Source organism: Bacillus cereus group sp. MYBK227-1, from assembly GCF_051916325.1.
Taxonomy (GTDB): Bacteria; Bacillota; Bacilli; order Bacillales; family Bacillaceae_G; genus Bacillus_A; species Bacillus_A cereus.
On sequence record NZ_JBQAGK010000001.1, the window covers coordinates 374,573 to 396,910 of the forward strand.

Here is a 22,338-nt window from a genome sequence, read left to right on the forward strand (position 1 = left end):
ATGAAGAAGACGGTTGAAAAAATATTAAAAGACATTATAGATTCTACGTCTATTACAGATATGTGTGATAAAAGCGTTTGTCATTGGCTTCAACCTGTAGTAGATACGATTGTGTTTCCAGAGTATTACGTATTTTCTAGTACTCATTTAAAAGAAAATATTATTTCTCTTCTTATTGTGTTCGGGGTTTTACTAATATTTGGTCTAATTGTAGAAGAAATGATGAAGCGCATCTTCAAAAAGAATGAAGAGAAGTATATGTGGATTCATAAAGTATTCGAGAAAGTAATGGTGGCTTTCCTTTTGTTTTATGGTATGAAAACAATCATTTACTTTATAGCTTTGAAACATCATTAATTCGAAATTTGAAAGGGATGTATAAAATTATATGAATGAAACGATATCATCAAATAAGTTTTTTTATTTGATTTTACTTAGTCTAGTGTTAATAACGACAGTGAATGTTATTTTGCGCTGGGAGGAAGCTTATTTTTTCATGTATTTAGCGCTCCATTTGTTGGGGATTTTATGTATAAGTGGTGGAGTCGTTACTGAAAAAAAGAATGAAGAAAGCGTTAACTATATGTGTGTGATCGGTCTTGTTTTACTTTTAGCTGTACAGGGTATTATGAAATATAGTTCTTTCTCTTTACAAGATTTTAGTTTATTAATAGATGTACTTCCTTAAAGAGGCTTTTTATGTTATCTAAAAAGCAAGTAGGGTACGTGTTGGTTTGAAAGTGTGATCCTTATTACGGATTGTGAATCGAAGAAAATGTTTAAAGATAGGTAAAACTCTTCTTATGTAGAAGAGTTTTTTTATGTAAATAAAAAGATTCAGAGCAATTCACATAATAAGCTTGTTCTAATTTAGCGTGTACGAACTTACAATAATAATAGACAGGCAGCATAGAGGAGGGAATAGCGTGAGGAAGGTTATTGGTTGGTCGCTTTTTTTGTACGTTGGATTTGCGTTACTTATATATTGGTATTTATTTGGATGGAATCATGAACTTATTCCGGACATGTATAAGGGAACGAGTGCAGATCCAGAAACGTTTATGAGTGCTAGAGAGCTTACGCTAAGCCAAGATTATTCGCGCGTGAAAAATTTACTATACTTTTTAGCGACGCCTCTTGAATGGATTATTTTATTATTTGTACTTGCGCTAGGTATTTCAAGAAAGTTTGAGAAATGGTCGAAGGAAACGACTAAAATAAGTGTTTTGCAAGTTGCGATTTATTTCTTTTATTTATCATTACTGACAACAGTGCTTGCCTTACCGATGCAATGGATTGGCCGGAAAGTGTCCGTTGATTACGGCATTTCAACGCAAAGTACACAAAGCTGGATAAAAGATCATGTTATCGGTTTTTGGGAAAGTTATGCGACTATGTTAATCGTAGTTACCGTTCTATTATGGCTTATCCGTAAATTTCCGAAGAGATGGTGGCTCGCAGGATGGGCGCTCTCTGTTCCATTTACAATCTTTTTAACATTCATACAGCCTGTCGTTATTGATCCGCTTTATAACGACTTCTCGACGCTGAAAAATAAAGAATTAGAAACGAAAATTTTAGCGATAGCAGACAAAGCGGATATTCCTGCTAAACACGTATATGAAGTAAATATGTCAGAAAAAACGAATGCATTAAATGCTTACGTAACAGGAATTGGCCCTAACGCCCGTATTGTAATGTGGGATACAACGCTTAAGCAGTTAAAAGATAAAGAGATTTTATTTATCATGGCCCATGAAATGGGGCATTACGTTATGAAGCATATATATTTTGGCGTTGCAAGTTATGTATTGCTATCGTTTATAGGTATGTTTTTAATTAGTCGTATTATAAATATGTGTATTCGCAAATGGGGAGATACATTGCAAATTTCAAAAGTGGCATGTTTCTCCATTTTACCTTTATTTTTCTTAATTTCTTCTATACTCTCTTTTGCAGCACAACCAGCAACAAACTATGTTTCACGTATAGAAGAAAGAGCGGCAGATCAATATGCTTTAAATATGACGAAGGACGGAAAATCTGGTGTGAAAACTTTTCAATATTTATCAAAAACAAGTTTAAGCCAAGTAAATCCGCCTGCGTTAGTGAAATTTTTCTTATACACGCACCCACCAATTTTTGAAAGAATTCATACGTTTGAACAATATGAGAAACAAAGCAAAAAGGAGTAGCTATTATGCTACTTTTTTTTATAGAAATATAAGTTTTATATTGGGAATATTTATCATTGCTTTTTATTGCGATTTTGTAAATAATAAGCTATGAAATTCTAAAAATCTATATATAAAGGAATAAAGGTGGAAAAATGTATTTTTTACAAAATTTAAAAGTGAAATATAAATTATTATCGCTTATTTCATTAGCAGTTTTAGGTATGGTAATTATGAGTAGTGTAGCAATTAATTCTATTAATAAGATTAAGCACGATACAGAGGTTGTAGTAGATGATTATCAATATTCTGCAATTTTATTAGAAGGAATGCTTCGTACACAAAATTCACTAGAATATAACTTATTAGAGTTAATTACGGCATCACAAAATGAAGTGGCAAATAAAGAGGGAATAATTAATAATATTGAAAAGGATCTTAAAAAATATGATTCTTTATTAAAAGAATATGATGATGGTTTTAATTTAAGTAAGCAAGAGGATGAACTGTTTCAGAAGATGAAGAAATCTTTACCAAGTTATAAAGATACATATAAGAAATTATTTGAAAAGGCGAAGGCAACAAACGAGCCGCAAATGGTAAATGAATTTCAGAAGGAATTAAAACCGAAGGGAATAGAGTTAGCTGGTTATGCAGTGGATCTAGAATCGTATGTTTCAAATTTAGCTGACCAAGTATTTAAAGATTCGCAAAAAATGATTGATCGTTCCGTTATTACCTTTATCATTCTTGTAGTAGTTACTACAATCGTTATATGTATAGTAAGTTATATTATTAGCAAGCTTATAGTTGCTCCTTTACAAACGGTTAGTCGTATGATGGAAAGAGCGAAAGAAGGAGATTTAACCGTACATGGTGATTATACTGCTAAAGATGAATTAGGTGTATTAGTAAGTAATTTTAACGAGATGATTGCAGGGCTAAGAACAAATATGCAAGAAGTAGAGAATAATATTCAGCTTTTATTTCAACATGCAGACGGAGTAGTATCTGCATCAGAAGTATCTAGTAGTGCAGCGAAGAAAATCACTATGGATATTGAAGAAGTTGCAAATGGTGCAGAAAGTCAAATGCAAGCAATGGAACAAACTGCGGGTGCGATGGAAGAGTTGACACAAGGAATGCAGAGTATAGTCAATACATCATCCTCTGTAAATGAATTATCTGCTCAATCAGCATTAGATGCAGAGAATGGTAACAAATTAATGAAACAAATGATTCAACAGATGGATACAATTCAAAATTCGGTACATAGCGGTGTGAAACAAGTAGAGACTATGAAAGAACAATCAGAAGAAATTGTTAAAATCATTGATGTTATGCAAGGTATTACCTCCCAGATTAACTTATTAGCATTAAACGCCGCAATTGAGGCTGCACGTGCTGGTGAAAGTGGTAGAGGATTTGCAATTGTGGCAGATGAAGTGCGGAAATTAGCAGAACAATCTAGTGATTCTGCAAAACAAATTGAGAATCTTATTACTCAAGTTATGGGAACAACGAACCATACGGTACATATGATGGGGAAAGTAGATAATGAGGTACAGGCAGGTACACAAGTAGTAATGCATACAGAAAAAGTATTTGGAACAATTACAGAAAAAGTACAGCAAGTATCTGAGCAAATTCAAACGGTATCTATGTCTACAGATGAAATTGCAGCGAGTAGTGAGGAAATCTCGGCTTCTGCAGAAGACATGGCTCAAATTTCCCAAAGATCATCTGACCGAACTGATAGGGTAAAAGAGTCTATTCAACAGCAAGAAAAATCTGTTCAAGAGATTTCGATTTCAATTGAACATATGCATAACGCAGCAGGAAAACTAAAACAAATAGTTGCCCAATTTACTCTTCAAAAGTAGTAGCATATTTGAGTGTTAATAAAGATAAAAAATCATCCTCTTTTAAGAAAAAAGGATGATTTTTTTATCTCGTTATTTGCTGGGCAGTAAGACCCCCACCTCAAAATTCAGCGAAAAATGCTACCCCTGAAATATAAACCATGAATATAGTAGCCTATCTCCTTTAGGTGCCAATAAAGGGAAGTTGTAAAGTGAAAAGGAGTTTATAAAGAGATTGTAGAATGTTTTAGTATATAACACCTTAGATGTGACAACTTCCTTTTTGAAAAAGAAAGAAGGGAGTATAAAGCAGAAAGGTAGTGGAAATATTTCTTCTAGAAGATTTACATTTTATCTTACATTCACCAAAAAATAATACTCCTGAAACAATGAAGTTCATTTTATTTGAATGAAATAGGGAGAGAGGACAATGAAGAAAAAAATATTGGGTGTAATGATGATTGCGACAATGGCAGGAGGTATATTTGCAGGGACGAATGTGACGCCTGTAAAAGCGGAAGAGTATCCACAAATGATTGTGTTTGAAGATGTTCCATACGGATTTTGGGCATATGATGCTATTATGGACTTAGCATATCATAAAATTATATTAGGGTATGGAAACGGGAAGTATGGTGTTGGCGATCTTATAACACGTGAACAAGTAGCTGGGACTATTTACAGAACACTTGAGATAAAAGAAGAAGGGCCAGTAGCGAATCCATATAAAGATGTTTCTGATAGTACAACAACTTTTAAAAAGGAAATTTTGGCGTTAACAAAACGTGGTGTTTTTTCAGGGGATGGCCAAGGGGATTTTAGGCCGAAAGCACCAATCTCTAGAGCGGAAATGGCTGTCATTTTAAAACGAGCATTTCATTTTGAAACGAAACAAAAACATACATTTAAAGATATTCCAAAAGGCCACTGGGCAGAAGATGCAATTAGTGCGTTACAATCTAATAATGTTGTGAGAGGAACTGGGAATGACATGTATGAATTAAATCGCCCTGTACCTAGAGAACAATATGCTCAGTTTATTAATAATGCGATTATTAATTATCATTTGAAAGAGGATTGGAAGTAGAGTGAAATATGAAAGCACAAATAGAAATATTTGTGCTTTTTTGTTTGTTTAAAAAGAATTATTATTCGAATTTATGTATTTTTATGGTTATACACAAGCTTTATAATCAACCCGATGAAAAAGACATGATGTGTAATATGATTCACAAAACCGTCACGAAATGTGTCGAAAAATATATTGTCACTATACCATTTATTCTGTATATTTTTAAAAAAACATATACATATTGGGGAGATAATTTGATGAGCAAAAAATTATTAAAAACAGCTACAGCATTAACAATTATGGGTGGGGTGTTATTCTCAGCAGAGAGTAACAGTGTAAAAGCGGAAAGTGCACCGTTGCAAAAAACAAATACAATTGTATTTAAAGATGTACCAAAAGGACATTGGGCATATGAGGCAATTCATGAATTAGCGGAACAAGAAATTATTTTGGGATATGGCGATGGAATATTCGGTTTTGGGGATAATGTAACACGTGAGCAAGTTGCAGCTTTAATTTACCGTGTGTTTGATATGGAAGAACAAGATGAATATGAAAACCCATATGGAGATATTGATGAAAATTCAACAAGCTTTATCGAGGAGATATTGGCTTTAACGGAAATGGGAATTTTCCAGGGAGACGAGAATGGAAACTTTAGACCGAAGGCGACGTTAACGCGTGCGGAAATGGCACAAGTTCTTACGAATGCTTTTGACTTACAGGCAAAGGGATCTCATAACTTTAATGATGTTTCAGCAAATTCATGGGCAACGAATGCAATTAGTGCAGTACAAACAAATGGTATTACAATGGGAATCGGAGAAGGTAAATTCGGTCCGTCTATGAAGGTAACGAGAGAACAATACGCACAGTTTTTACATAGAGCAATATTGCATGATATGGAACAAGGGCAGTAATAAAGTTTAACTAGTCAAAGTGAAATTTAAAAATAATACAAAAAGGTCGTTGTTGTATAACAGCGGCCTTTTTTGTATGAAATAAAGCGCGAAAGAATGGCGTTTTGAAAAAAAATGAAATGAATTTTCAAAAAAAACTTCCTTTTCTGAAGATTTGTTATATAATATAAAACATGAAATCAAATCTGTTATAAAACAGTTTAAGAAGGGGATGCTAATATGTCGACGCAAACTTCACGGGTTACACTCGTTGGAGAAATGTTACCAGCGTACAACGAAATATTGACACCTGAGGTGCTTAGTTTTTTGAAGGAACTACATGAGAATTTTAATGAGCGCCGCATAGAACTTTTACAAAAACGTGTAGAAAAACAAAAGAGAATTGATGCAGGGGAGTTTCCAAAGTTTCTAGAAGAAACAAAACACATACGTGAAGCGGATTGGACAATTGCCAAGCTGCCAAAAGACTTAGAGGATCGCCGCGTAGAGATTACTGGACCGGTAGATAGAAAGATGGTCATTAACGCTTTAAATTCAGGAGCGCATCTTTTTATGGCGGATTTTGAAGATTCGAATGCACCAACTTGGGAAAACGCAGTTGAAGGGCAAATCAATTTACGAGATGCAGTAAAGGGAACGATTTCACATGAAAATGATAAAGGGAAAGAATATAGATTAAATGAGAAAACAGCTATACTCATTGTACGTCCAAGAGGATGGCATTTAGAGGAAAAGCATATGCAAGTTGATGGGAAAAATATGTCGGGTAGTTTAGTAGATTTCGGCTTGTATTTTTTCCATAATGCGAAAGCTCTTTTAGCAAAAGGGAGCGGCCCATACTTTTACTTACCGAAAATGGAAAGTTATTTAGAAGCGAGATTATGGAATGATGTATTCGTATTTGCTCAAAAATATATCGGCATTCCAAACGGAACGATTAAAGCAACTGTGTTACTAGAAACGATTCACGCTTCGTTTGAAATGGATGAAATTTTATATGAGCTAAAAGATCATTCTGCTGGCTTAAATTGCGGAAGATGGGATTATATTTTTAGCTTTTTAAAGAGTTTCCGTAATCATAATAAATTCTTACTACCAGATAGAGCACAAGTCACGATGACGGCGCCATTTATGCGTTCGTATTCTTTGAAAGTAATTCAAACATGCCACCGCCGTAATGCACCAGCAATTGGAGGAATGGCGGCACAAATTCCGATTAAAAATAATCCAGAAGCAAATGAAGCAGCTTTTGAAAAAGTGCGTGCTGATAAGGAACGCGAAGCTTTAGACGGTCATGACGGGACTTGGGTCGCCCACCCTGGACTTGTACCGGTTGCAATGGAAGTGTTTAATCACATTATGAAAACACCAAATCAAATTTTTAGAAAACGTGAAGAAATATGTGTAACAGAAAACGATTTACTAGAGGTACCGGTGGGAACGATTACAGAAGAGGGCCTTCGCATGAATATTAGCGTAGGTATTCAATATATTGCATCTTGGTTAAGCGGACGGGGAGCAGCACCCATTTATAATTTAATGGAAGATGCGGCAACAGCTGAAATTTCAAGAGCACAAGTATGGCAATGGATTCGTCATGAAGGTGGAAAACTAAATGATGGTCGTAATATTACGCTTGAATTAATGGAAGAGCTAAAAGAAGAAGAATTAGCAAAAATAGAAAGAGAGATTGGTAAGGAAGCCTTTAAGAAAGGGAGATTCCAAGAGGCGACAACGTTGTTTACAAATCTCGTTCGAAATGATGAATTCGTACCATTTTTAACATTACCGGGTTATGAAATTTTATAAAAAATGAAAAGGGGATGGAACAAATGAAAAATGAAAGAATCGAGAAGTTACAAGAAAGCTGGGAATTAGATGAGCGTTGGAAAGGGATCACACGTCCATATTCGGCAGAAGATGTAATTCGCCTGCGCGGGTCAATTGATATTGAACATACGTTAGCGCGTCGCGGTGCTGAGAAGCTTTGGACATCGCTTCATACAGAAGACTATATTAACGCACTTGGCGCATTAACAGGAAACCAAGCGATGCAACAAGTAAAAGCTGGGTTAAAAGCGATTTACTTAAGTGGTTGGCAAGTAGCAGCAGATGCAAACCTTTCTGGGCATATGTATCCAGACCAAAGTTTATATCCAGCGAACAGCGTACCTGCTGTAGTAAAACGAATTAATCAAACGCTTCAACGTGCGGATCAAATTCAGCATATGGAAGGAAGTGATGATACAGACTATTTCGTACCGATTGTAGCAGATGCAGAAGCTGGATTTGGCGGACAATTAAACGTATTCGAACTGATGAAAGGTATGATTGAAGCAGGTGCATCAGGTGTGCATTTTGAAGATCAATTATCTTCAGAGAAAAAATGTGGCCATTTAGGCGGAAAAGTACTACTACCAACGCAAACAGCAGTACGCAATTTAATTTCTGCACGTCTTGCAGCAGATGTAATGGGAGTGCCGACAATTATCGTTGCAAGAACAGATGCGGATGCAGCTGATTTAATTACGAGCGATATCGATCCTGTTGATAAAGCATTTATTACAGGAGAAAGAACACCAGAAGGATTTTACCGTACAAATGCAGGTCTTGATCAAGCAATTGCGCGCGGTTTAGCGTATGCACCGTATGCAGACCTCGTTTGGTGTGAAACGTCGGAACCAAATTTAGAAGATGCAAAACGATTTGCGGACGCAATTCATAAGGAGCATCCAGGAAAGCTACTTGCATATAACTGCTCACCTTCATTCAACTGGAAACAAAAACTAGATGAAAAAACAATTGCAAGCTTCCAAAAGGAAATCGCATCTTATGGTTACAAGTTCCAATTCGTAACACTTGCTGGATTCCATTCATTAAATTACGGTATGTTTGAACTAGCACGTGGCTATAAAGAGCGCGGCATGGCAGCATACTCTGAACTACAACAAGCAGAATTCGCAGCTGAAAAACATGGCTACTCTGCAACACGTCATCAACGCGAAGTAGGAACAGGTTACTTTGATGAAGTAGCACAAGTGATTACAGGCGGAACTTCATCAACGACAGCGTTAAAAGGATCTACAGAAGAAGCACAGTTTACGAAATAAAAGGAAGGGCACCTTTTTGAAGGGTGCCCCTTGTTATTTTCTAAACGATTCGAAAAGAGAGAGTGAGTTGTCGGCAAAAAACGATACTTCCTTTTCTTTATTACTAAATCAACTCCACTCAGCCCTATGATCACGAATAAACTTCATATCTTTCTCATAATGCTCTAGATGTCCTTCATCAATCATTCTTTGGAAATTCAAGTCGCCTTCTTGCGCTTTTCGTTTCATATATGTACATAATCCTTCTAATCGAAGCAACACCATTCCTAAGTAATCTTCATCCATATTTTTATCATAGGACTGAACGAACAAATTCATTCTCTCTTTAATGCGATCTGCATGTTGCGATGATTCATAATGAACGGCTTCACCGGATTCTGTATAATACACTCTACTTAAAGGCACACAAGTATAGAGTGTATAAGCGATATCCCATAGTCTTGGACCAGGAGCAGCAACATCGAAATCAATAATCCCTACTGGCTTCTCATTATTAAAAATAATGTTATATATGGCAAAATCATTGTGACATAAAACCTCAATGTTATTTGGAGTGTGATCCATCGGTTTCCAATCATCTAATAACAGAAAATCACTTACAGCATCATGGTAAAGGCGGAGTATCTTTGCTATTTCTTTTAATACATTATTAGATCGCATATATTCTTTTAAAGGATAATTGCCAGCTTCTCCTTCAATAAAGGATAAAATCTCTCTATCCTTTTCATCTACACCTAAAAACTTTGGAGCATAATGAAATCCTTTGTTTTCTAAATGTTGCAATAACTTATGAATCTTTTCATTTCCTGGCTTTAACTCTCGCCGAACAGTATTTTCAGAACGATATACGCTTGAGACGTTTCCCCCTGTTAGCCTTTCTTCTTTAGCGTAGTTTGACATGTGAAAATTCCCCCTGTGATTAAAAAATCCAATTCCAAATAGTAAATAAACCAACAACGGCAGAAAAGAGAAGGGAAGCAAGCAATGCTAGACAGCAAAAAGGAACTAGCTTATCTTGCCATGTTTCTTTATACTCATAAATTAACTCCTCTGCTACTTTCTTCTGCACTGAAGATAAAGGTTGATCTTTATACAAACCTTTTATATGGTTAGAATCGCCTTTAAACTTTAAAGCACGTGCAATATGATGAGGACTATTTCCCATTGATTTTTCAAATAATAAACATGATTCATGCATAATGTCTGTTTTATCCCGCATTAACGGGCAGTAAGACCCCCACCTCAAAATTTAGCGAAAGCGAAAAAGTTAGGTGAGGGATCAACTGCCCGTAAAAGCCCGATTGGTTCAACTAATAATCAGTGGGGAATGAACAAAACCCCCACTGATTAAAGTTTCACTTTATGCTCCTCTAGATACCAGTAACGTCCAGCCATTTCTGGATATTGTAATGTATAATAAATATCTCCGAGTTGTTTTCGAAGATGTAATTCATTTGGGTATGTAAAGATGAGGCCATGCAATCTATCCCTTGCTTTTCCAAGATTATTATTTTCAATATCCTCTTCAATTCTTTTTAATGTTTTTCTAGGAATTTTATTGGTCATAAACTCCTCCTTATTTAGAATAGAGATAATTATATTTTATAAGAAATACTAAAAATTAGAAATTCTATTTTCGAAAAAGATTGTACATTTTATTTTAATGTGCTATGATGATGTCAGTTGAATAGTTAAATTAAGCAATCCATATGTTATCAAGTGCTGGAAACGAACGAGAAAAAGTATGTGAGAACTAGTTTATGTTTCGTATTTGATAATGTGTGGATTCTTTTTTTAGACAGGAAGACTAAAAAATTAAAAATTTGTATTTTCTTAGGAGGAAATAATCATGGCAGTAACAGGACAAGTAAAATGGTTTAACAACGAAAAAGGCTTCGGTTTCATCGAAGTTCCAGGCGAAAACGACGTATTCGTACACTTCTCTGCAATCGAAACTGAAGGTTTCAAATCTTTAGAAGAAGGCCAAAAAGTTAGCTTCGAAATCGAAGAAGGTAACCGTGGACCTCAAGCTAAAAACGTAATCAAACTATAATTTTATAGTTGATGATAGAAAAAAGGATGGCTAATGCCATCCTTTTTTGTTGTGGAGAAAGTTTTTTCAGAGTCTTGTTTTATATCTAAATCTCTTTTTCTATGTTACAACTGGTGAAAAATTATCTGGAATGCGTATTAGTTTTTGTAGAAGAATTAGTTCAGCAAGGGCATTTACTGCGTATGATAGTAAATAACTATAAATTTGTATTCTCTGTTGAAATGGGGAAATCTTTTCCAGATAGACCTTGAGTAACATCTTTTTTGTTAGTGTTGTTGTTGGAATTTTGTACGTTTTGAGATGATGTTTCTAACAGTTGTTCTTGTTCCTTGCTAGGGGTATTCAGGGCATCTGAGGGGATGCTATTAACCTGCTGGCTTAAGAGATTTTCTTTGTCCATAGTATACAGCTCCTTTTTGGAATTCGATAAAAAGCAATGTAATTATAAATAGCTACTTATATATATTGTGTTTTTGAATGACATTATATACAAAACTTATATTACAAAGTTAACTAATTAACGAATTGTTAGTGATGGATAAAGATGTACAAATTTGAAGTGTTTAATAAAAATTAAAAGCGGGTAACAAGTACCAATACTCTTTCTCATGTTTTATATAAGGACCATATTACAAATCAAAAAAGATGTAGGGAACCTTGGGAGAAAATATAGTTGTTTTTTAGGGAGAAGAATAAATAAAATGATACTACAAATGTAAAAAGGCATTCCATAAAGGAAGGCCTTTTATTGTTCTTGTCCTGATTTTTTCTTCTCACGTTTTTTACATTCTGGACATTTTGATTTACGAAACGGTTTAGCAAAGAATAGCAGAATGAAAAATAAACCGAATATAATACTAGCTGAGTTTTTCACGATAATGACGCTACTATTTTTCATTTGAATCGATGGTTGGATCTCTTTTTCCTCCATAGTGGCCCTCCATATATTGGATTTACATTTTAATTATAGCAAAGTTAATTGTTTTCATGATGTGAAAATAGGAAGGGGTAATAAATATTTATAGGTAGTATAAATGCTGTTTTTATAACTTTAAAATTAAAACATTACTATATCGTGATTTTTTTATTTAACAAATGTTTGATAAATGATAAAAAATTGTAAAAAAGCGGAACTTGTAAGCTATTTCCTTTTCATAGATGCTAAAATTATATATGCAGCTGCTAATATAAATGGAAAAAAGGAGATAATGGAGTATGGAAAGTAAAGTGGAACGCTATGTCGAAAATTATGTTGTAACGAAAAATACGATGGCCTTACTTCCTGTTATTCTAAGTGAAAAGAAAATTGTTACGCGAGTCGTTGAAATGAATGATTCTTTTTTCGTATTTCAAAAACCTCTAGATATTATAGAAAGAAGTTGCCGCAAGCATGGCTCTAGTTTCTTAGGCAGAAAAGAAGGAACGAAAGAGTTAACTCATATTACACATAAAGCACCGATTGCGATTAGTCCAGCAGATCAACTTTATTTTTTCCCTACCTATTCTTACTCTAGAAAAGAGTGTGCTTGGTTGTCTCATTTTTATATTGAAAGTAATAAAGAATTAAAAGATGGAAATCTTATTATTAGATTTATAAATGGCTTTGCTGTGAAATTAGAGATATCAAAAACTAGTTTTGAAAATCAACAAAATCGTACAGCGAAATTACGTACTGAATATGAAGATCGTAGGAAAAAACAAGGGAATCCTTGTTTTAAAGAGGTTGATAAAAAAGAGGAATCAACATTAAGACCCGCTTATGAGAGTGTGTATTTTGTGAAGGAAGGCGAAGTGTGAAAGGATGGGGGAATCCCCATTCTTTTTTGTTTATCCTGTTATTTGTGGGCAGTAAGACCCCCGCCTCAAAATTCAGCGAAAGCAAAGAAGTTAAGCGGGGGATCAACAAAATCCCCACTGATTAAAGTTTCACTTTATCAGTCTTTGTAGGTAAGGCGATATATTAGAAAAACCGAGTTGTAATTGTTATATTTAGAAAATCACCATTGTAATTTCATTTACCGAAAAAATCAAAAAAACAATCTAAATAACAAAACGAATGACACGTCCTGTCGAATATTGATAGATTATCATAGCTAAATAATGAAGGAATTCTTATGAAAGATATGGAAACTTTAATAAATACATCTCCATATGTCGTATCTACCATTTCCTCTTTCATATAAGCAATGATACAGTAGGGATAGTATTTAGAGTAAAGGGGTAAAGTGTAGAATGGATTTTCAGACAATCAAAGAGTATTTTTCACCAGAAAATATGGATCATATTGTTGAGAGTTATAAAGCGTTCGGACCACTTCTTGGTATTGGTTTACCGATGATAGAGGCGTTGATTCCAGCATTACCGCTTATCGTATTTGTACTGGCGAATGCTGTTGCATTTGGCTTTTGGCTCGGTTTTCTTTATTCATGGCTTGGATCAGTAATGGGTGCATTACTTGTCTTTTTCATCATCCGCCATTTTGGTCGCAGTCGTTTCTTTTCGTTTGTAAATAAGCATGAGAGAGTACGAAAAGCAATGGGGTGGATTGAAAGGAAAGGATTCGCACCGATTTTTGTTATATTTTGTTTTCCGTTTACACCGTCAGCGCTCATAAATGTTGTCGCTGGTTTATCCCGAATTAGTGTAAAACAGTTTGGTCTAGCGTTAGCATTCGGAAAACTTGTGATGATTTTTATTTTAACGTATATCGGTCATGATTTAATGTCATTTATTCATAATCCGGTGAAATCAGTTATTGTAGCGATTGGTATTTTTATTTTATGGTATGTCGGTAAGAAAATCGAAGTAAAGTTAGAACTACATTAAGAATAGTCTTCTTTGTAAAGGAAAGCTTCAGTATTAAAGGATAAGGGGAGAAGCAGATGAAGAAAACTTTGAAAAAAGAAGGCATGGAGTGGATACGAACAATTTTAATTGGTGTATTATTAGCTGTATTTTTTCGAACGTTTTTCTTTTCAACGTATGTTGTAGAGGGGAAGTCAATGATGCCGACATTGCAAGATGGCAATATGCTAGTTGTAAATAAGGTGAGTTATCAAGTTGGGGACTTGAACAGATTTGACGTTGTGGTATTTCATGCGAATAAAAAAGAGGACTATGTAAAGCGGATTATCGGTTTACCTGGAGATCATATTGAATATAAGCAGGATAAGTTATATATAAACGGTCAATTTATTGATGAGCCGTATTTAGAGAAGTATAAGAAAGAGATAAACGGAAGGCAACTAACAGGCGACTTTACATTAGAAGAGTTAACGAAAGAAAAACTGGTGCCACCTGGGTTTATTTTTGTAGTAGGTGATAACCGGCTCGGGAGCTGGGATAGTAGACACTTTGGCTTTGTAAAAGCTGATACAGTCGTCGGTAAAGTTGATTTGCGATATTGGCCAATTCAAGAGGTGCAAACGAATTTTTCAAAAGGTTGATATAATAGATAGAAGTATAGAAAAAGGCAAACAACTCAGTTTGTCTTTTTTCGTGTCCTATAATACAATTATAGTAGCAAACTAACGTTCGTTATGTAAGTGAAAGGTGGGGTTACATGTCACTTCGATTTGTGATTGGTAGAGCGGGAAGTGGAAAAAGTACACTTTGTTTACGCGAAGTGCAAGAAGAGTTAAAACAACGCCCGAGAGGGAAAACAATATTATATCTTGTGCCAGAACAGATGACATTCCAGACGCAGCAGGCGTTAATTGGAAGTGAGGATGTAAGAGGTTCTATTCGGGCACAAGTTTTTAGTTTTTCACGATTAGCGTGGAAGGTACTGCAAGAAGTTGGCGGAGCGAGTCGTCTTCATATTGATGAAGCTGGTGTACATATGTTACTCCGTAAAATTGTAGAGTCTCGTAAAGATGGATTATCGGTGTTCCAAAAAGCAGCGGAGCAAAACGGTTTCTTTGAACATCTTGGTAGTATGATTGCAGAGTTTAAACGTTACAATGTAACGCCATCTAACGTATATGAAATGTGGCAACAATTAGATGCGCATAGTAGCAGTGCCGAACAAAAGTTACTAGCGAATAAAGTGTATGATTTACAGCTGTTATACGATGATTTTGAACGTGCTTTAATTGGAAAATATTTAGATTCAGAAGACTACCTGCAATTGCTAGTGGAAAAGCTTCCGCAGTCTGAATATGTAAATGGTGCGGAAATTTATATAGACGGATTTCATTCATTCTCCCCGCAAGAGTTAGAGATTGTAAGACAGCTTATGATTTGCGGAGCGAGAGTTACGATCACGTTAACGATAGATGAAAAAACGTTAGCACAGCCAGTAAATGAACTCGATTTATTTTATGAAACGACGTTAACGTATGAAAAAATAAAACAAGTAGCGCGTGAAGAGAAAATAGAAATTGAAAAAACAATTCCACTTATGGAACAGCCGCGTTTTCATTCTCCGGCATTAGCGCATTTAGAAGCTCATTATGAAGCGCGTCCGAATGAAAAATTTAACGGTGAAGCGAGTGTAACGATTAGTACAGCTGCGAATTTACGAGCGGAGGTAGAAGGTGTTGCTCGTGAAATTCGTAAACTTGTTGCGGATGAAAAATATCGTTACCGAGATATTGCAGTGCTTCTTCGTAATGGGGAAAGTTATTATGATGTGATGCGAACGTTATTTACAGATTACAATATCCCGCACTTCATCGATGAAAAGCGCCCAATGTCACACCACCCATTGGTAGAATGTATTCGTTCTGCACTCGAGATTATTAGTGGGAATTGGCGTTATGATGCGGTGTTCCGCTGCGTGAAAACAGAGCTTTTATATCCATTAGACGTAAGAAAAGAAACGATGCGTGAAGAAATGGATGAATTTGAAAATTACTGTTTAGCGTACGGTGTACAAGGAAAGAGATGGACTGCTGAAGATCCATGGATGTATCGCCGTTATCGTTCTCTTGATGATACGAACGGGATGATTACAGACAGTGAACGTGAAATGGAAGAGAAAATAAATAGGCTACGTGACGTTGTAAGAACACCTGTTATTCGCATGCAAAAAAGGTTAAAGCGTGCAGGAACAGTTATGCAAATGTGTGAAGCAGTTTACTTGTTTTTAGAAGAACTGGATGTTCCGAAAAAACTAGAAGAATTACGTATACGTGCAGAAGAAAGTGGAGATTTCTTATTTGCGACAGATCATGAACAAGTATGGGAAGAAGTAATGAGCCTTCTTGATACATTTGTAGAGATGCTTGGGGAAGAGAAAATGTCTCTTTCTATGTTTACTGACGTTATGTCGACTGGTCTTGAGGCACTTCAATTTGCTAACATTCCGCCGTCATTAGACCAAGTGTTAATTGCTAATATTGATCACTCCAGATTATCTGATGTGAGAGCAACGTTTATTATAGGTGTAAATGAGGGTGTCATTCCAGCAGCACCTATGGATGAAGGTATGCTTTCTGATGAGGAAAGAGAAGTTCTTGGTGCGGCAGGGATTGAATTAGCGCCAACGACGAGACAAACTTTGTTAGAAGAACAGTTCGTTATGTATCAAATGGTAACGAGAGCATCTGAGAAGTTATACATTTCATGCCCGCTTGCAGATGAAGAAGGAAAGACGTTACTTGCGTCTAGCTTTATTAAGAAAATAAAAAGAATGTTCCCTAATGTGAAAGATTCATTTATTACGAATGACGTAAATGATTTATCACGTTCAGAACAAATTTCATATGTAGCAACGCCAGAAGTAACGTTATCTTACGTTATGCAGCAACTACAAACGTGGAAGCGATACGGATTTGAAGGGAATTTAGACTTTTGGTGGGACGTATATAATTTCTACGTAACTTCAGATGAATGGAAACAAAAAAGTAGCCGCGTCTTATCAAGTTTATTCTATCGAAATCGTGCGAAGAAACTAAGTACAGCAGTAAGTAGAGATTTATACGGAGATATAATTAAAGGAAGCGTCTCTCGTATGGAACTATTTAATCGTTGTGCATACGCTCATTTTGCGCAGCACGGTTTATCGCTTAGAGAGCGTGATATTTTCAAGCTTGATGCGCCAGACATCGGCGAATTATTCCATGCGGCATTAAAGAAAATTGCGGACAAGTTATTGCGTGAAAACCGCACTTGGGCGGATTTATCCATAAAAGAGTGTGAGCATCTTTCTGTTTTAGTAATAGAAGAAATTGCGCCGTTATTACAACGACAAATTTTATTAAGTTCAAACCGTCATTTCTATTTAAAACAAAAACTACAACAAATCATTTTCCGTACGTCAATCATTCTTCGTGAACATGCGAAGTCAAGCGGATTCGTACCAGTTGATTTAGAGGTGCCGTTCGGTATGGGAGGTACAGGGTCACTTCCGCCGATGGAATTCTCATTACCAAATGGTGTAAAGATGGAAGTAGTCGGCCGTATTGACCGTGTTGATAAGGCAGAAGATGAAAACGGGACGTTCTTACGTATTATTGATTATAAATCAAGTTCAAAAGCGTTAGATTTAACGGAAGTGTATTACGGATTAGCACTTCAAATGTTAACGTATTTAGATGTTGTTACTTCGAATGCACAGACGTGGATGAAAAAAGGCCACGCAGCATCACCAGCTGGTGTATTGTATTTCCATATTCATAACCCAATCGTTGAGATGAAAGGTGACGCAACGGAAGCTGAAATTGAAAAAGAAATTTTAAAGAAATTTAAAATGAAAGGACTCGTATTAGGAGATGCTGACGTTGTTCGTTTAATGGATAACAAACTTTCAACAGGAAGCTCAGATATTATTTCTGCTGGCCTGAAAAAAGACGGTAGCTTTAGTGCGCGTTCAAGTATTGCAAGTGAGCAAGAGTTTAACGTACTGCAAAAATATGTACACCATACGTTTGAAAATATCGGAAAAGATATTACAGAAGGTGTTATCGATATTGCTCCTTATAAAATGGGGAATAAAGCAGCATGTACGTTCTGTAACTTCAAATCTGTTTGTCAATTTGATGAGTCACTGGAAGATAATCAGTTCCGATCGTTAAAAGATATGAAAGATAGCGAAGCGATGGAGAAAATAAGAGAGGAGGTTGGCGGAGAATGATAGAAAATTGGCCTAAAAAACCAGAAGGTAGTCAATGGACAGATGACCAGTGGAAAGCTGTTGTAGCGAACGGACGTGATATTTTAGTTGCTGCTGCAGCTGGATCAGGTAAAACAGCAGTATTAGTTGAACGTATTATTAAAAAGATTATTAATGAAGAGAACCCAGTCGATGTCGACCGCCTGCTCGTTGTAACATTTACGAATGCAGCAGCGCAAGAGATGAAAAACCGAATCGGGGAAGCGTTAGAAAAGGTATTAATTGATGAACCAGGCTCTCAACACGTAAGAAAGCAGCTGAGCCTATTAAATAAAGCTTCCATTTCAACAATTCACTCATTCTGTTTACAAGTAATTAGAGGATATTACTACATGCTTGATGTTGATCCTCGTTTCCGTATTGCGAATCAAACAGAAAATGAATTGTTAAAAGAAGAAGTGCTAGATGACATATTAGAAGAAGAGTACGGAATCGAAGATAATACAATCTTCTTTGAACTTGTTGATCGTTATACGAGTGACCGTAGTGATGATGACTTGCAACGTATGATTTTAGCGCTTCATACAGAGTCAAGAGCGCATCCAAATCCGGAAAAATGGCTTGATAAATTAGTAGAAGCATATGACGTAGAAGGAAAGACAATTGAAGATTTAGTATATGTTTCTTATTTATTAGAAGATGTGAAATTCCAGCTTGAAACAGCGGAACAGCATATTCGTAAGGCAACTGAACTCGCAATGCTTCCTGACGGTCCAGCGCCTCGCATTGAAACCCTGCAAGCAGATGTAGCTTTACTTGGAACGCTATCATCAGCTGCTCGTGAGTCGTGGACAAGTGTGTATGAAGCGATGCAAAACGTATCGTGGCAAACGTTAAAGCGTATTAAGAAAAGTGATTACAATGAAGATGTTGTAAAACAAGTAGACTCTCTTCGTAATAAAGCGAAAGATGAAGTGAAGAAATTACAAGAAGAGTTATTTAGCCGCAAACCTGAAAGTTTCTTACGAGATTTCCAAGATATGCACCCAGTATTAGAAAAGCTTGTTCAACTTGTAAAAGTATTTACAGAGCGTTTCCAAGCGATGAAGCGAGATAAAGGAATGGTCGATTTCACAGATTTAGAGCATTTCTGTTTACAAATTTTAAGTGAACAAAGTGAAAATGGTGAAATGAATCCGTCAGCAGTGGCGCTCCAATATCGTAATAAATTTGCTGAAGTATTAGTCGATGAATATCAAGACACGAACTTTGTACAGGAATCCATTATTAAATTCGTAACGAAAGATTCTGAGAGTGAAGGAAACTTGTTCATGGTTGGTGACGTAAAGCAGTCGATTTATCGTTTCCGACTAGCCGAGCCAGGACTATTCCTAGGAAAATATAAACGCTTCACACAAGAAGGATTGGGCGGCGGAATGAAGATTGACTTAGCGAAAAACTTCCGTAGTCGTCATGAAGTACTAGCAGGTACGAACTTTATTTTTAAACAAATTATGGGCGAAGAAGTTGGGGAAATTGACTACGATGCTGACGCTGAACTAAAGCTAGGTGCTACCTATCCAGAAGGTGAAGATGTAGCAGCAGAATTATTATGTATTCAGCAAACGGAAGAAGAAGTAATAGACGGTGAAGAAGGTGCAGAAGTCGAAAAAGCACAGCTTGAAGCTCGCCTTATGGCGCAGCGCATTAAAGCGATGGTTGATTCCGGTTATGAAGTGTATGACCGTAAAAATGATAGTATGCGTCCGGTGCAATATCGCGATTTCGTTATTTTACTTCGCTCCATGCCGTGGGCCCCGCAAATTATGGAAGAGTTAAAATTACAAGGAATTCCAGTATACGCTGACCTCGCGACTGGTTATTTTGAAGCGACGGAAGTAAATATTATGATGAACGTATTCCGCGTTATTGATAATCCGATGCAAGATATTCCGCTTGCCGCTGTACTTCGTTCCCCAATCGTTGGATTGAGCGATGAAGAACTTGCAACGCTTCGTGCTCATGGAAAGAAAGGCTCGTTTTATGAAGTAATGAGCTCATTCTTAAAAGGGGCACCGCTTGAAGAGGAGCAAGAACTTCATGATAAATTAGAGTGGTTTTATAACTTACTGCAAGGATGGCGTGAATTTGCCCGTCAACAATCCCTTTCTGATTTAATTTGGAAAGTGTACGGTGAGACAGGTTATTACGACTTCGTTGGCGGTTTACCAGCAGGAAAGCAAAGACAAGCAAACTTACGCGTACTATATGACCGTGCAAGACAATATGAAGCAACATCATTTAGAGGGTTATTCCGCTTCTTACGTTTTATTGAACGTATTTTAGAACGCGGTGATGATATGGGTACGGCGAGAGCCCTAGGTGAACAAGAAGACGTTGTTCGCATTATGACGATTCATAAAAGTAAAGGGCTAGAGTTCCCGGTCGTATTTGTAGCTGGACTCGGTCGTCGTTTTAATACACAAGACTTAATGAAACGTTTCTTATTGCATAAAGATTTCGGTTTCGGTTCGCAATTTATCGATCCGCGTAAACGAATTAAATATACAACATTATCACAGCTTGCGATTAAGCGTAAAATGAAAATGGAATTAATTGCGGAAGAAATGCGCGTACTATACGTAGCATTGACGCGTGCGAAAGAGAAGTTAATTTTAATCGGAACAGTTAAGGATGCAAATAAGGAAATGGAAAAATGGCTTGATGCGAGGGAACATAGTGAATGGTTATTACCAGATCACATACGTGCCGGAGCGTCTTGTTATTTAGACTGGATTGCACCTTCATTATATAGACACCGTGATAGTGAAATGCTTCTTGAATTAGGACAAGGAAGTATTCCAGATGAAATTTACGGATATGACACTAGCTGGAAAGTAGAAGTTGTGGACGGTAACACACTACTTGCACCAGAGCCAGTTCAAGAAGAGAAACAAGAATTGTTAGAAGCACTTCGTGAGAAAAAGGCTGTTCCCCTGCAAAGTGAACGGAAAGAAGAAGTGTACGACAGATTAATGTGGAAGTACGGATATGAGGATGCGACATCTCATCGTGCGAAGCAATCTGTTACAGAAATAAAGAGAAATTATCAATCTGAAGAAGGTAGCGATAACGCCTTTATTAAAAAACTACGTGCACCAATTAAAACACGCCCGCGCTTTATGGAGAAAAAAGGGTTAACGTACGCAGAGCGCGGAACAGCAGTCCATGCCGTTATGCAGCATGTTGATTTGAAGAAGCCGATTACGGTTGAAGTTCTTCAAGAGCAAATTGCTGGAATGGTAAATAAGGAATTATTAACATTCGAGCAGGCGGAAGAAATAGCGATTGAAAAAGTAATTTCATTCTTTGACAGTGACTTAGGTAAAAGGGTATTAGCGGCGAAAAGTGTTGAGCGTGAAGTACCATTTACGATGATGCTTGCAGCAGAAGAAGCATATCAAGATTGGCAAGGGAAGAGTGAAGAAACGATTCTTGTCCAAGGGGTTATCGACTGCATGATTGAAGAGGAAGATGGCATTACGTTAATCGACTTTAAAACAGATACGATTGAAGGGAAATTCCCAGGCGGATTCGAACAAGCGAAACCAATTTTAGAAGATCGATATAAAGTGCAGCTTTCGTTATATGCAAAAGCACTGGAGAAAAGCTTACAACATCCTGTAAAAGAGAAATGTTTATACTTCTTTGATGGGAATCACGTTGTAAATATTGAAGAATAGAGGGGCTTGAAAATGGTAACGGAAAAAACGTTAAGAACTTGTGAACAGGGACACGAGTACTATAAAAGTAGCGATTGTCCAACTTGCCCAGTCTGTGAGAAAGAGAGAAAACCAAAAGAAGGTTTTCTCTCTCTTCTTTCAGCGCCAGCAAGAAGGGCATTAGAGCACCGTGGAATTCAAACTGTAGAAGAACTCTCAAAATATAGTGAAAAAGAAATTTTAAAACTGCATGGTATGGGACCTGCGTCTTTGCCGAAGCTTAGGAAGGCTTTGGAGGAGAGTGGGTTATCATTTAAATAAAATGAAATAGTGCCTCTTCACTACTTACGTGTTTATACCACTATTTG

18 protein-coding genes and 3 pseudogenes are annotated in these 22,338 nt (G+C 36.4%); 16 read left to right on the forward strand and 5 right to left on the reverse strand.

Annotated features, from left to right (window positions below):
• The 9 genes and pseudogenes from ACTFRM_RS02085 (at nt 1) to aceA (ending at nt 9,138) form a co-directional block, all read left to right on the forward strand.
• Nucleotides 1-357: a hypothetical protein gene (locus ACTFRM_RS02085; RefSeq protein WP_000754338.1), complete on the forward strand. Its 357-nt coding sequence runs from the start codon at nt 1-3 to the stop codon at nt 355-357.
• Nucleotides 358-388: 31 nt separating this feature from the next.
• Nucleotides 389-688, forward strand: coding sequence for a DUF2101 family protein (locus ACTFRM_RS02090; protein WP_001006050.1), 300 nt, complete (start codon nt 389-391; stop codon nt 686-688).
• 238 nt (nt 689-926) lie between these two features.
• Nucleotides 927-2,195 carry a M48 family metallopeptidase gene (locus tag ACTFRM_RS02095; RefSeq protein WP_001233311.1) on the forward strand — a complete coding sequence of 423 codons (1,269 nt, stop codon included), beginning with the start codon at nt 927-929 and terminating at the stop codon, nt 2,193-2,195.
• 134 nt (nt 2,196-2,329) lie between these two features.
• Nucleotides 2,330-3,109, forward strand: a pseudogene (locus tag ACTFRM_RS02100) (MCP four helix bundle domain-containing protein); the annotation flags it as partial.
• Nucleotides 3,110-3,265: 156 nt separating this feature from the next.
• Nucleotides 3,266-4,057 (forward strand): methyl-accepting chemotaxis protein, encoded by a 792-nt coding sequence (locus tag ACTFRM_RS02105; RefSeq protein ID WP_406566137.1) that lies wholly within the window; start codon nt 3,266-3,268, stop codon nt 4,055-4,057.
• Between the two features lie 409 nt (nt 4,058-4,466).
• Nucleotides 4,467-5,123 carry an S-layer homology domain-containing protein gene (locus ACTFRM_RS02110; protein WP_000727101.1) on the forward strand — a complete coding sequence of 219 codons (657 nt, stop codon included), beginning with the start codon at nt 4,467-4,469 and terminating at the stop codon, nt 5,121-5,123.
• Nucleotides 5,124-5,260: 137 nt separating this feature from the next.
• Nucleotides 5,261-6,028, forward strand: coding sequence for an S-layer homology domain-containing protein (locus ACTFRM_RS02115; RefSeq protein ID WP_113304420.1), 768 nt, complete (start codon nt 5,261-5,263; stop codon nt 6,026-6,028).
• A gap of 219 nt (nt 6,029-6,247) precedes the next feature.
• Nucleotides 6,248-7,837, forward strand: coding sequence for a malate synthase A (gene aceB / locus ACTFRM_RS02120; RefSeq protein ID WP_000107334.1), 1,590 nt, complete (start codon nt 6,248-6,250; stop codon nt 7,835-7,837).
• Nucleotides 7,838-7,860: 23 nt separating this feature from the next.
• Nucleotides 7,861-9,138: an isocitrate lyase gene (aceA, locus tag ACTFRM_RS02125; protein WP_000787346.1), complete on the forward strand. Its 1,278-nt coding sequence runs from the start codon at nt 7,861-7,863 to the stop codon at nt 9,136-9,138.
• A 108-nt stretch (nt 9,139-9,246) separates the two neighbouring features.
• On the opposite strand, the gene ACTFRM_RS02130 is transcribed toward aceA, so the two are convergent.
• From ACTFRM_RS02130 to ACTFRM_RS02140, 3 genes and pseudogenes are all read right to left on the reverse strand, one after another.
• On the reverse strand, nt 9,247-10,038 hold the full coding sequence (locus ACTFRM_RS02130) for a phosphotransferase (protein WP_086692708.1): 792 nt from the start codon (nt 10,036-10,038) through the stop codon (nt 9,247-9,249).
• A gap of 19 nt (nt 10,039-10,057) precedes the next feature.
• A pseudogene (locus ACTFRM_RS02135) lies at nt 10,058-10,348 on the reverse strand (DUF6584 family protein); the annotation flags it as partial.
• A 152-nt stretch (nt 10,349-10,500) separates the two neighbouring features.
• Nucleotides 10,501-10,704, reverse strand: a pseudogene (locus ACTFRM_RS02140) (DUF6584 family protein); the annotation flags it as partial.
• Between the two features lie 283 nt (nt 10,705-10,987).
• Here ACTFRM_RS02140 and cspA point away from each other — a divergent pair.
• On the forward strand, nt 10,988-11,191 hold the full coding sequence (gene cspA, locus ACTFRM_RS02145) for an RNA chaperone/antiterminator CspA (RefSeq protein WP_000301522.1): 204 nt from the start codon (nt 10,988-10,990) through the stop codon (nt 11,189-11,191).
• 196 nt (nt 11,192-11,387) lie between these two features.
• Here the strand turns inward: cspA and ACTFRM_RS02150 are convergent, their stop codons facing one another.
• Complete coding sequence (locus ACTFRM_RS02150) at nt 11,388-11,591, reverse strand: hypothetical protein (protein WP_000356916.1); 204 nt, start codon at nt 11,589-11,591, stop codon at nt 11,388-11,390.
• A gap of 345 nt (nt 11,592-11,936) precedes the next feature.
• The gene (locus ACTFRM_RS02155; RefSeq protein ID WP_000391373.1) at nt 11,937-12,122 is read right to left on the reverse strand and encodes a hypothetical protein; all 186 of its coding nucleotides are present in this window, start codon (nt 12,120-12,122) and stop codon (nt 11,937-11,939) included.
• Between the two features lie 284 nt (nt 12,123-12,406).
• Between ACTFRM_RS02155 and ACTFRM_RS02160 the strand changes: the two genes are divergently transcribed.
• The 6 genes from ACTFRM_RS02160 (at nt 12,407) to ACTFRM_RS02185 (ending at nt 22,291) form a co-directional block, all read left to right on the forward strand.
• The gene (locus tag ACTFRM_RS02160; protein WP_000444443.1) at nt 12,407-12,988 is read left to right on the forward strand and encodes a competence protein ComK; all 582 of its coding nucleotides are present in this window, start codon (nt 12,407-12,409) and stop codon (nt 12,986-12,988) included.
• A gap of 435 nt (nt 12,989-13,423) precedes the next feature.
• Nucleotides 13,424-14,017 carry a TVP38/TMEM64 family protein gene (locus ACTFRM_RS02165; RefSeq protein ID WP_000347517.1) on the forward strand — a complete coding sequence of 198 codons (594 nt, stop codon included), beginning with the start codon at nt 13,424-13,426 and terminating at the stop codon, nt 14,015-14,017.
• Nucleotides 14,018-14,073: 56 nt separating this feature from the next.
• On the forward strand, nt 14,074-14,637 hold the full coding sequence (lepB, locus tag ACTFRM_RS02170; RefSeq protein ID WP_000751919.1) for a signal peptidase I: 564 nt from the start codon (nt 14,074-14,076) through the stop codon (nt 14,635-14,637).
• 116 nt (nt 14,638-14,753) lie between these two features.
• The gene (gene addB / locus ACTFRM_RS02175; protein ID WP_000058593.1) at nt 14,754-18,269 is read left to right on the forward strand and encodes a helicase-exonuclease AddAB subunit AddB; all 3,516 of its coding nucleotides are present in this window, start codon (nt 14,754-14,756) and stop codon (nt 18,267-18,269) included.
• A complete protein-coding gene (addA, locus tag ACTFRM_RS02180; protein ID WP_098771157.1) occupies nt 18,266-21,991 on the forward strand; it encodes a helicase-exonuclease AddAB subunit AddA in 3,726 nt (1,241 codons plus the stop codon). Before addB ends, addA begins: the two co-directional genes overlap by 4 nt.
• A 12-nt stretch (nt 21,992-22,003) precedes the next feature.
• Nucleotides 22,004-22,291: an RNA polymerase alpha subunit C-terminal domain-containing protein gene (locus ACTFRM_RS02185; RefSeq protein WP_000255728.1), complete on the forward strand. Its 288-nt coding sequence runs from the start codon at nt 22,004-22,006 to the stop codon at nt 22,289-22,291.
• Nucleotides 22,292-22,338: the final 47 nt, after the last annotated feature.

What these genes read in the sequence shown, in the direction of transcription:
- ACTFRM_RS02085 (WP_000754338.1), top strand. Translation starts at nt 1, where the DNA reads ATGAAGAAGACGGTTGAAAAAATATTAAAAGACATTATAGATTCTACG.
- ACTFRM_RS02090 (WP_001006050.1), top strand. Translation starts at nt 389, where the DNA reads ATGAATGAAACGATATCATCAAATAAGTTTTTTTATTTGATTTTACTT.
- ACTFRM_RS02105 (WP_406566137.1), top strand. Translation starts at nt 3,266, where the DNA reads ATGCAAGCAATGGAACAAACTGCGGGTGCGATGGAAGAGTTGACACAA.
- ACTFRM_RS02110 (WP_000727101.1), top strand. Translation starts at nt 4,467, where the DNA reads ATGAAGAAAAAAATATTGGGTGTAATGATGATTGCGACAATGGCAGGA.
- ACTFRM_RS02115 (WP_113304420.1), top strand. Translation starts at nt 5,261, where the DNA reads ATGATTCACAAAACCGTCACGAAATGTGTCGAAAAATATATTGTCACT.
- aceB (WP_000107334.1), top strand. Translation starts at nt 6,248, where the DNA reads ATGTCGACGCAAACTTCACGGGTTACACTCGTTGGAGAAATGTTACCA.
- aceA (WP_000787346.1), top strand. Translation starts at nt 7,861, where the DNA reads ATGAAAAATGAAAGAATCGAGAAGTTACAAGAAAGCTGGGAATTAGAT.
- ACTFRM_RS02130 (WP_086692708.1), bottom strand. Translation starts at nt 10,038, where the DNA reads ATGTCAAACTACGCTAAAGAAGAAAGGCTAACAGGGGGAAACGTCTCA.
- cspA (WP_000301522.1), top strand. Translation starts at nt 10,988, where the DNA reads ATGGCAGTAACAGGACAAGTAAAATGGTTTAACAACGAAAAAGGCTTC.
- ACTFRM_RS02150 (WP_000356916.1), bottom strand. Translation starts at nt 11,591, where the DNA reads ATGGACAAAGAAAATCTCTTAAGCCAGCAGGTTAATAGCATCCCCTCA.
- ACTFRM_RS02155 (WP_000391373.1), bottom strand. Translation starts at nt 12,122, where the DNA reads ATGGAGGAAAAAGAGATCCAACCATCGATTCAAATGAAAAATAGTAGC.
- ACTFRM_RS02160 (WP_000444443.1), top strand. Translation starts at nt 12,407, where the DNA reads ATGGAAAGTAAAGTGGAACGCTATGTCGAAAATTATGTTGTAACGAAA.
- ACTFRM_RS02165 (WP_000347517.1), top strand. Translation starts at nt 13,424, where the DNA reads ATGGATTTTCAGACAATCAAAGAGTATTTTTCACCAGAAAATATGGAT.
- lepB (WP_000751919.1), top strand. Translation starts at nt 14,074, where the DNA reads ATGAAGAAAACTTTGAAAAAAGAAGGCATGGAGTGGATACGAACAATT.
- addB (WP_000058593.1), top strand. Translation starts at nt 14,754, where the DNA reads ATGTCACTTCGATTTGTGATTGGTAGAGCGGGAAGTGGAAAAAGTACA.
- addA (WP_098771157.1), top strand. Translation starts at nt 18,266, where the DNA reads ATGATAGAAAATTGGCCTAAAAAACCAGAAGGTAGTCAATGGACAGAT.
- ACTFRM_RS02185 (WP_000255728.1), top strand. Translation starts at nt 22,004, where the DNA reads ATGGTAACGGAAAAAACGTTAAGAACTTGTGAACAGGGACACGAGTAC.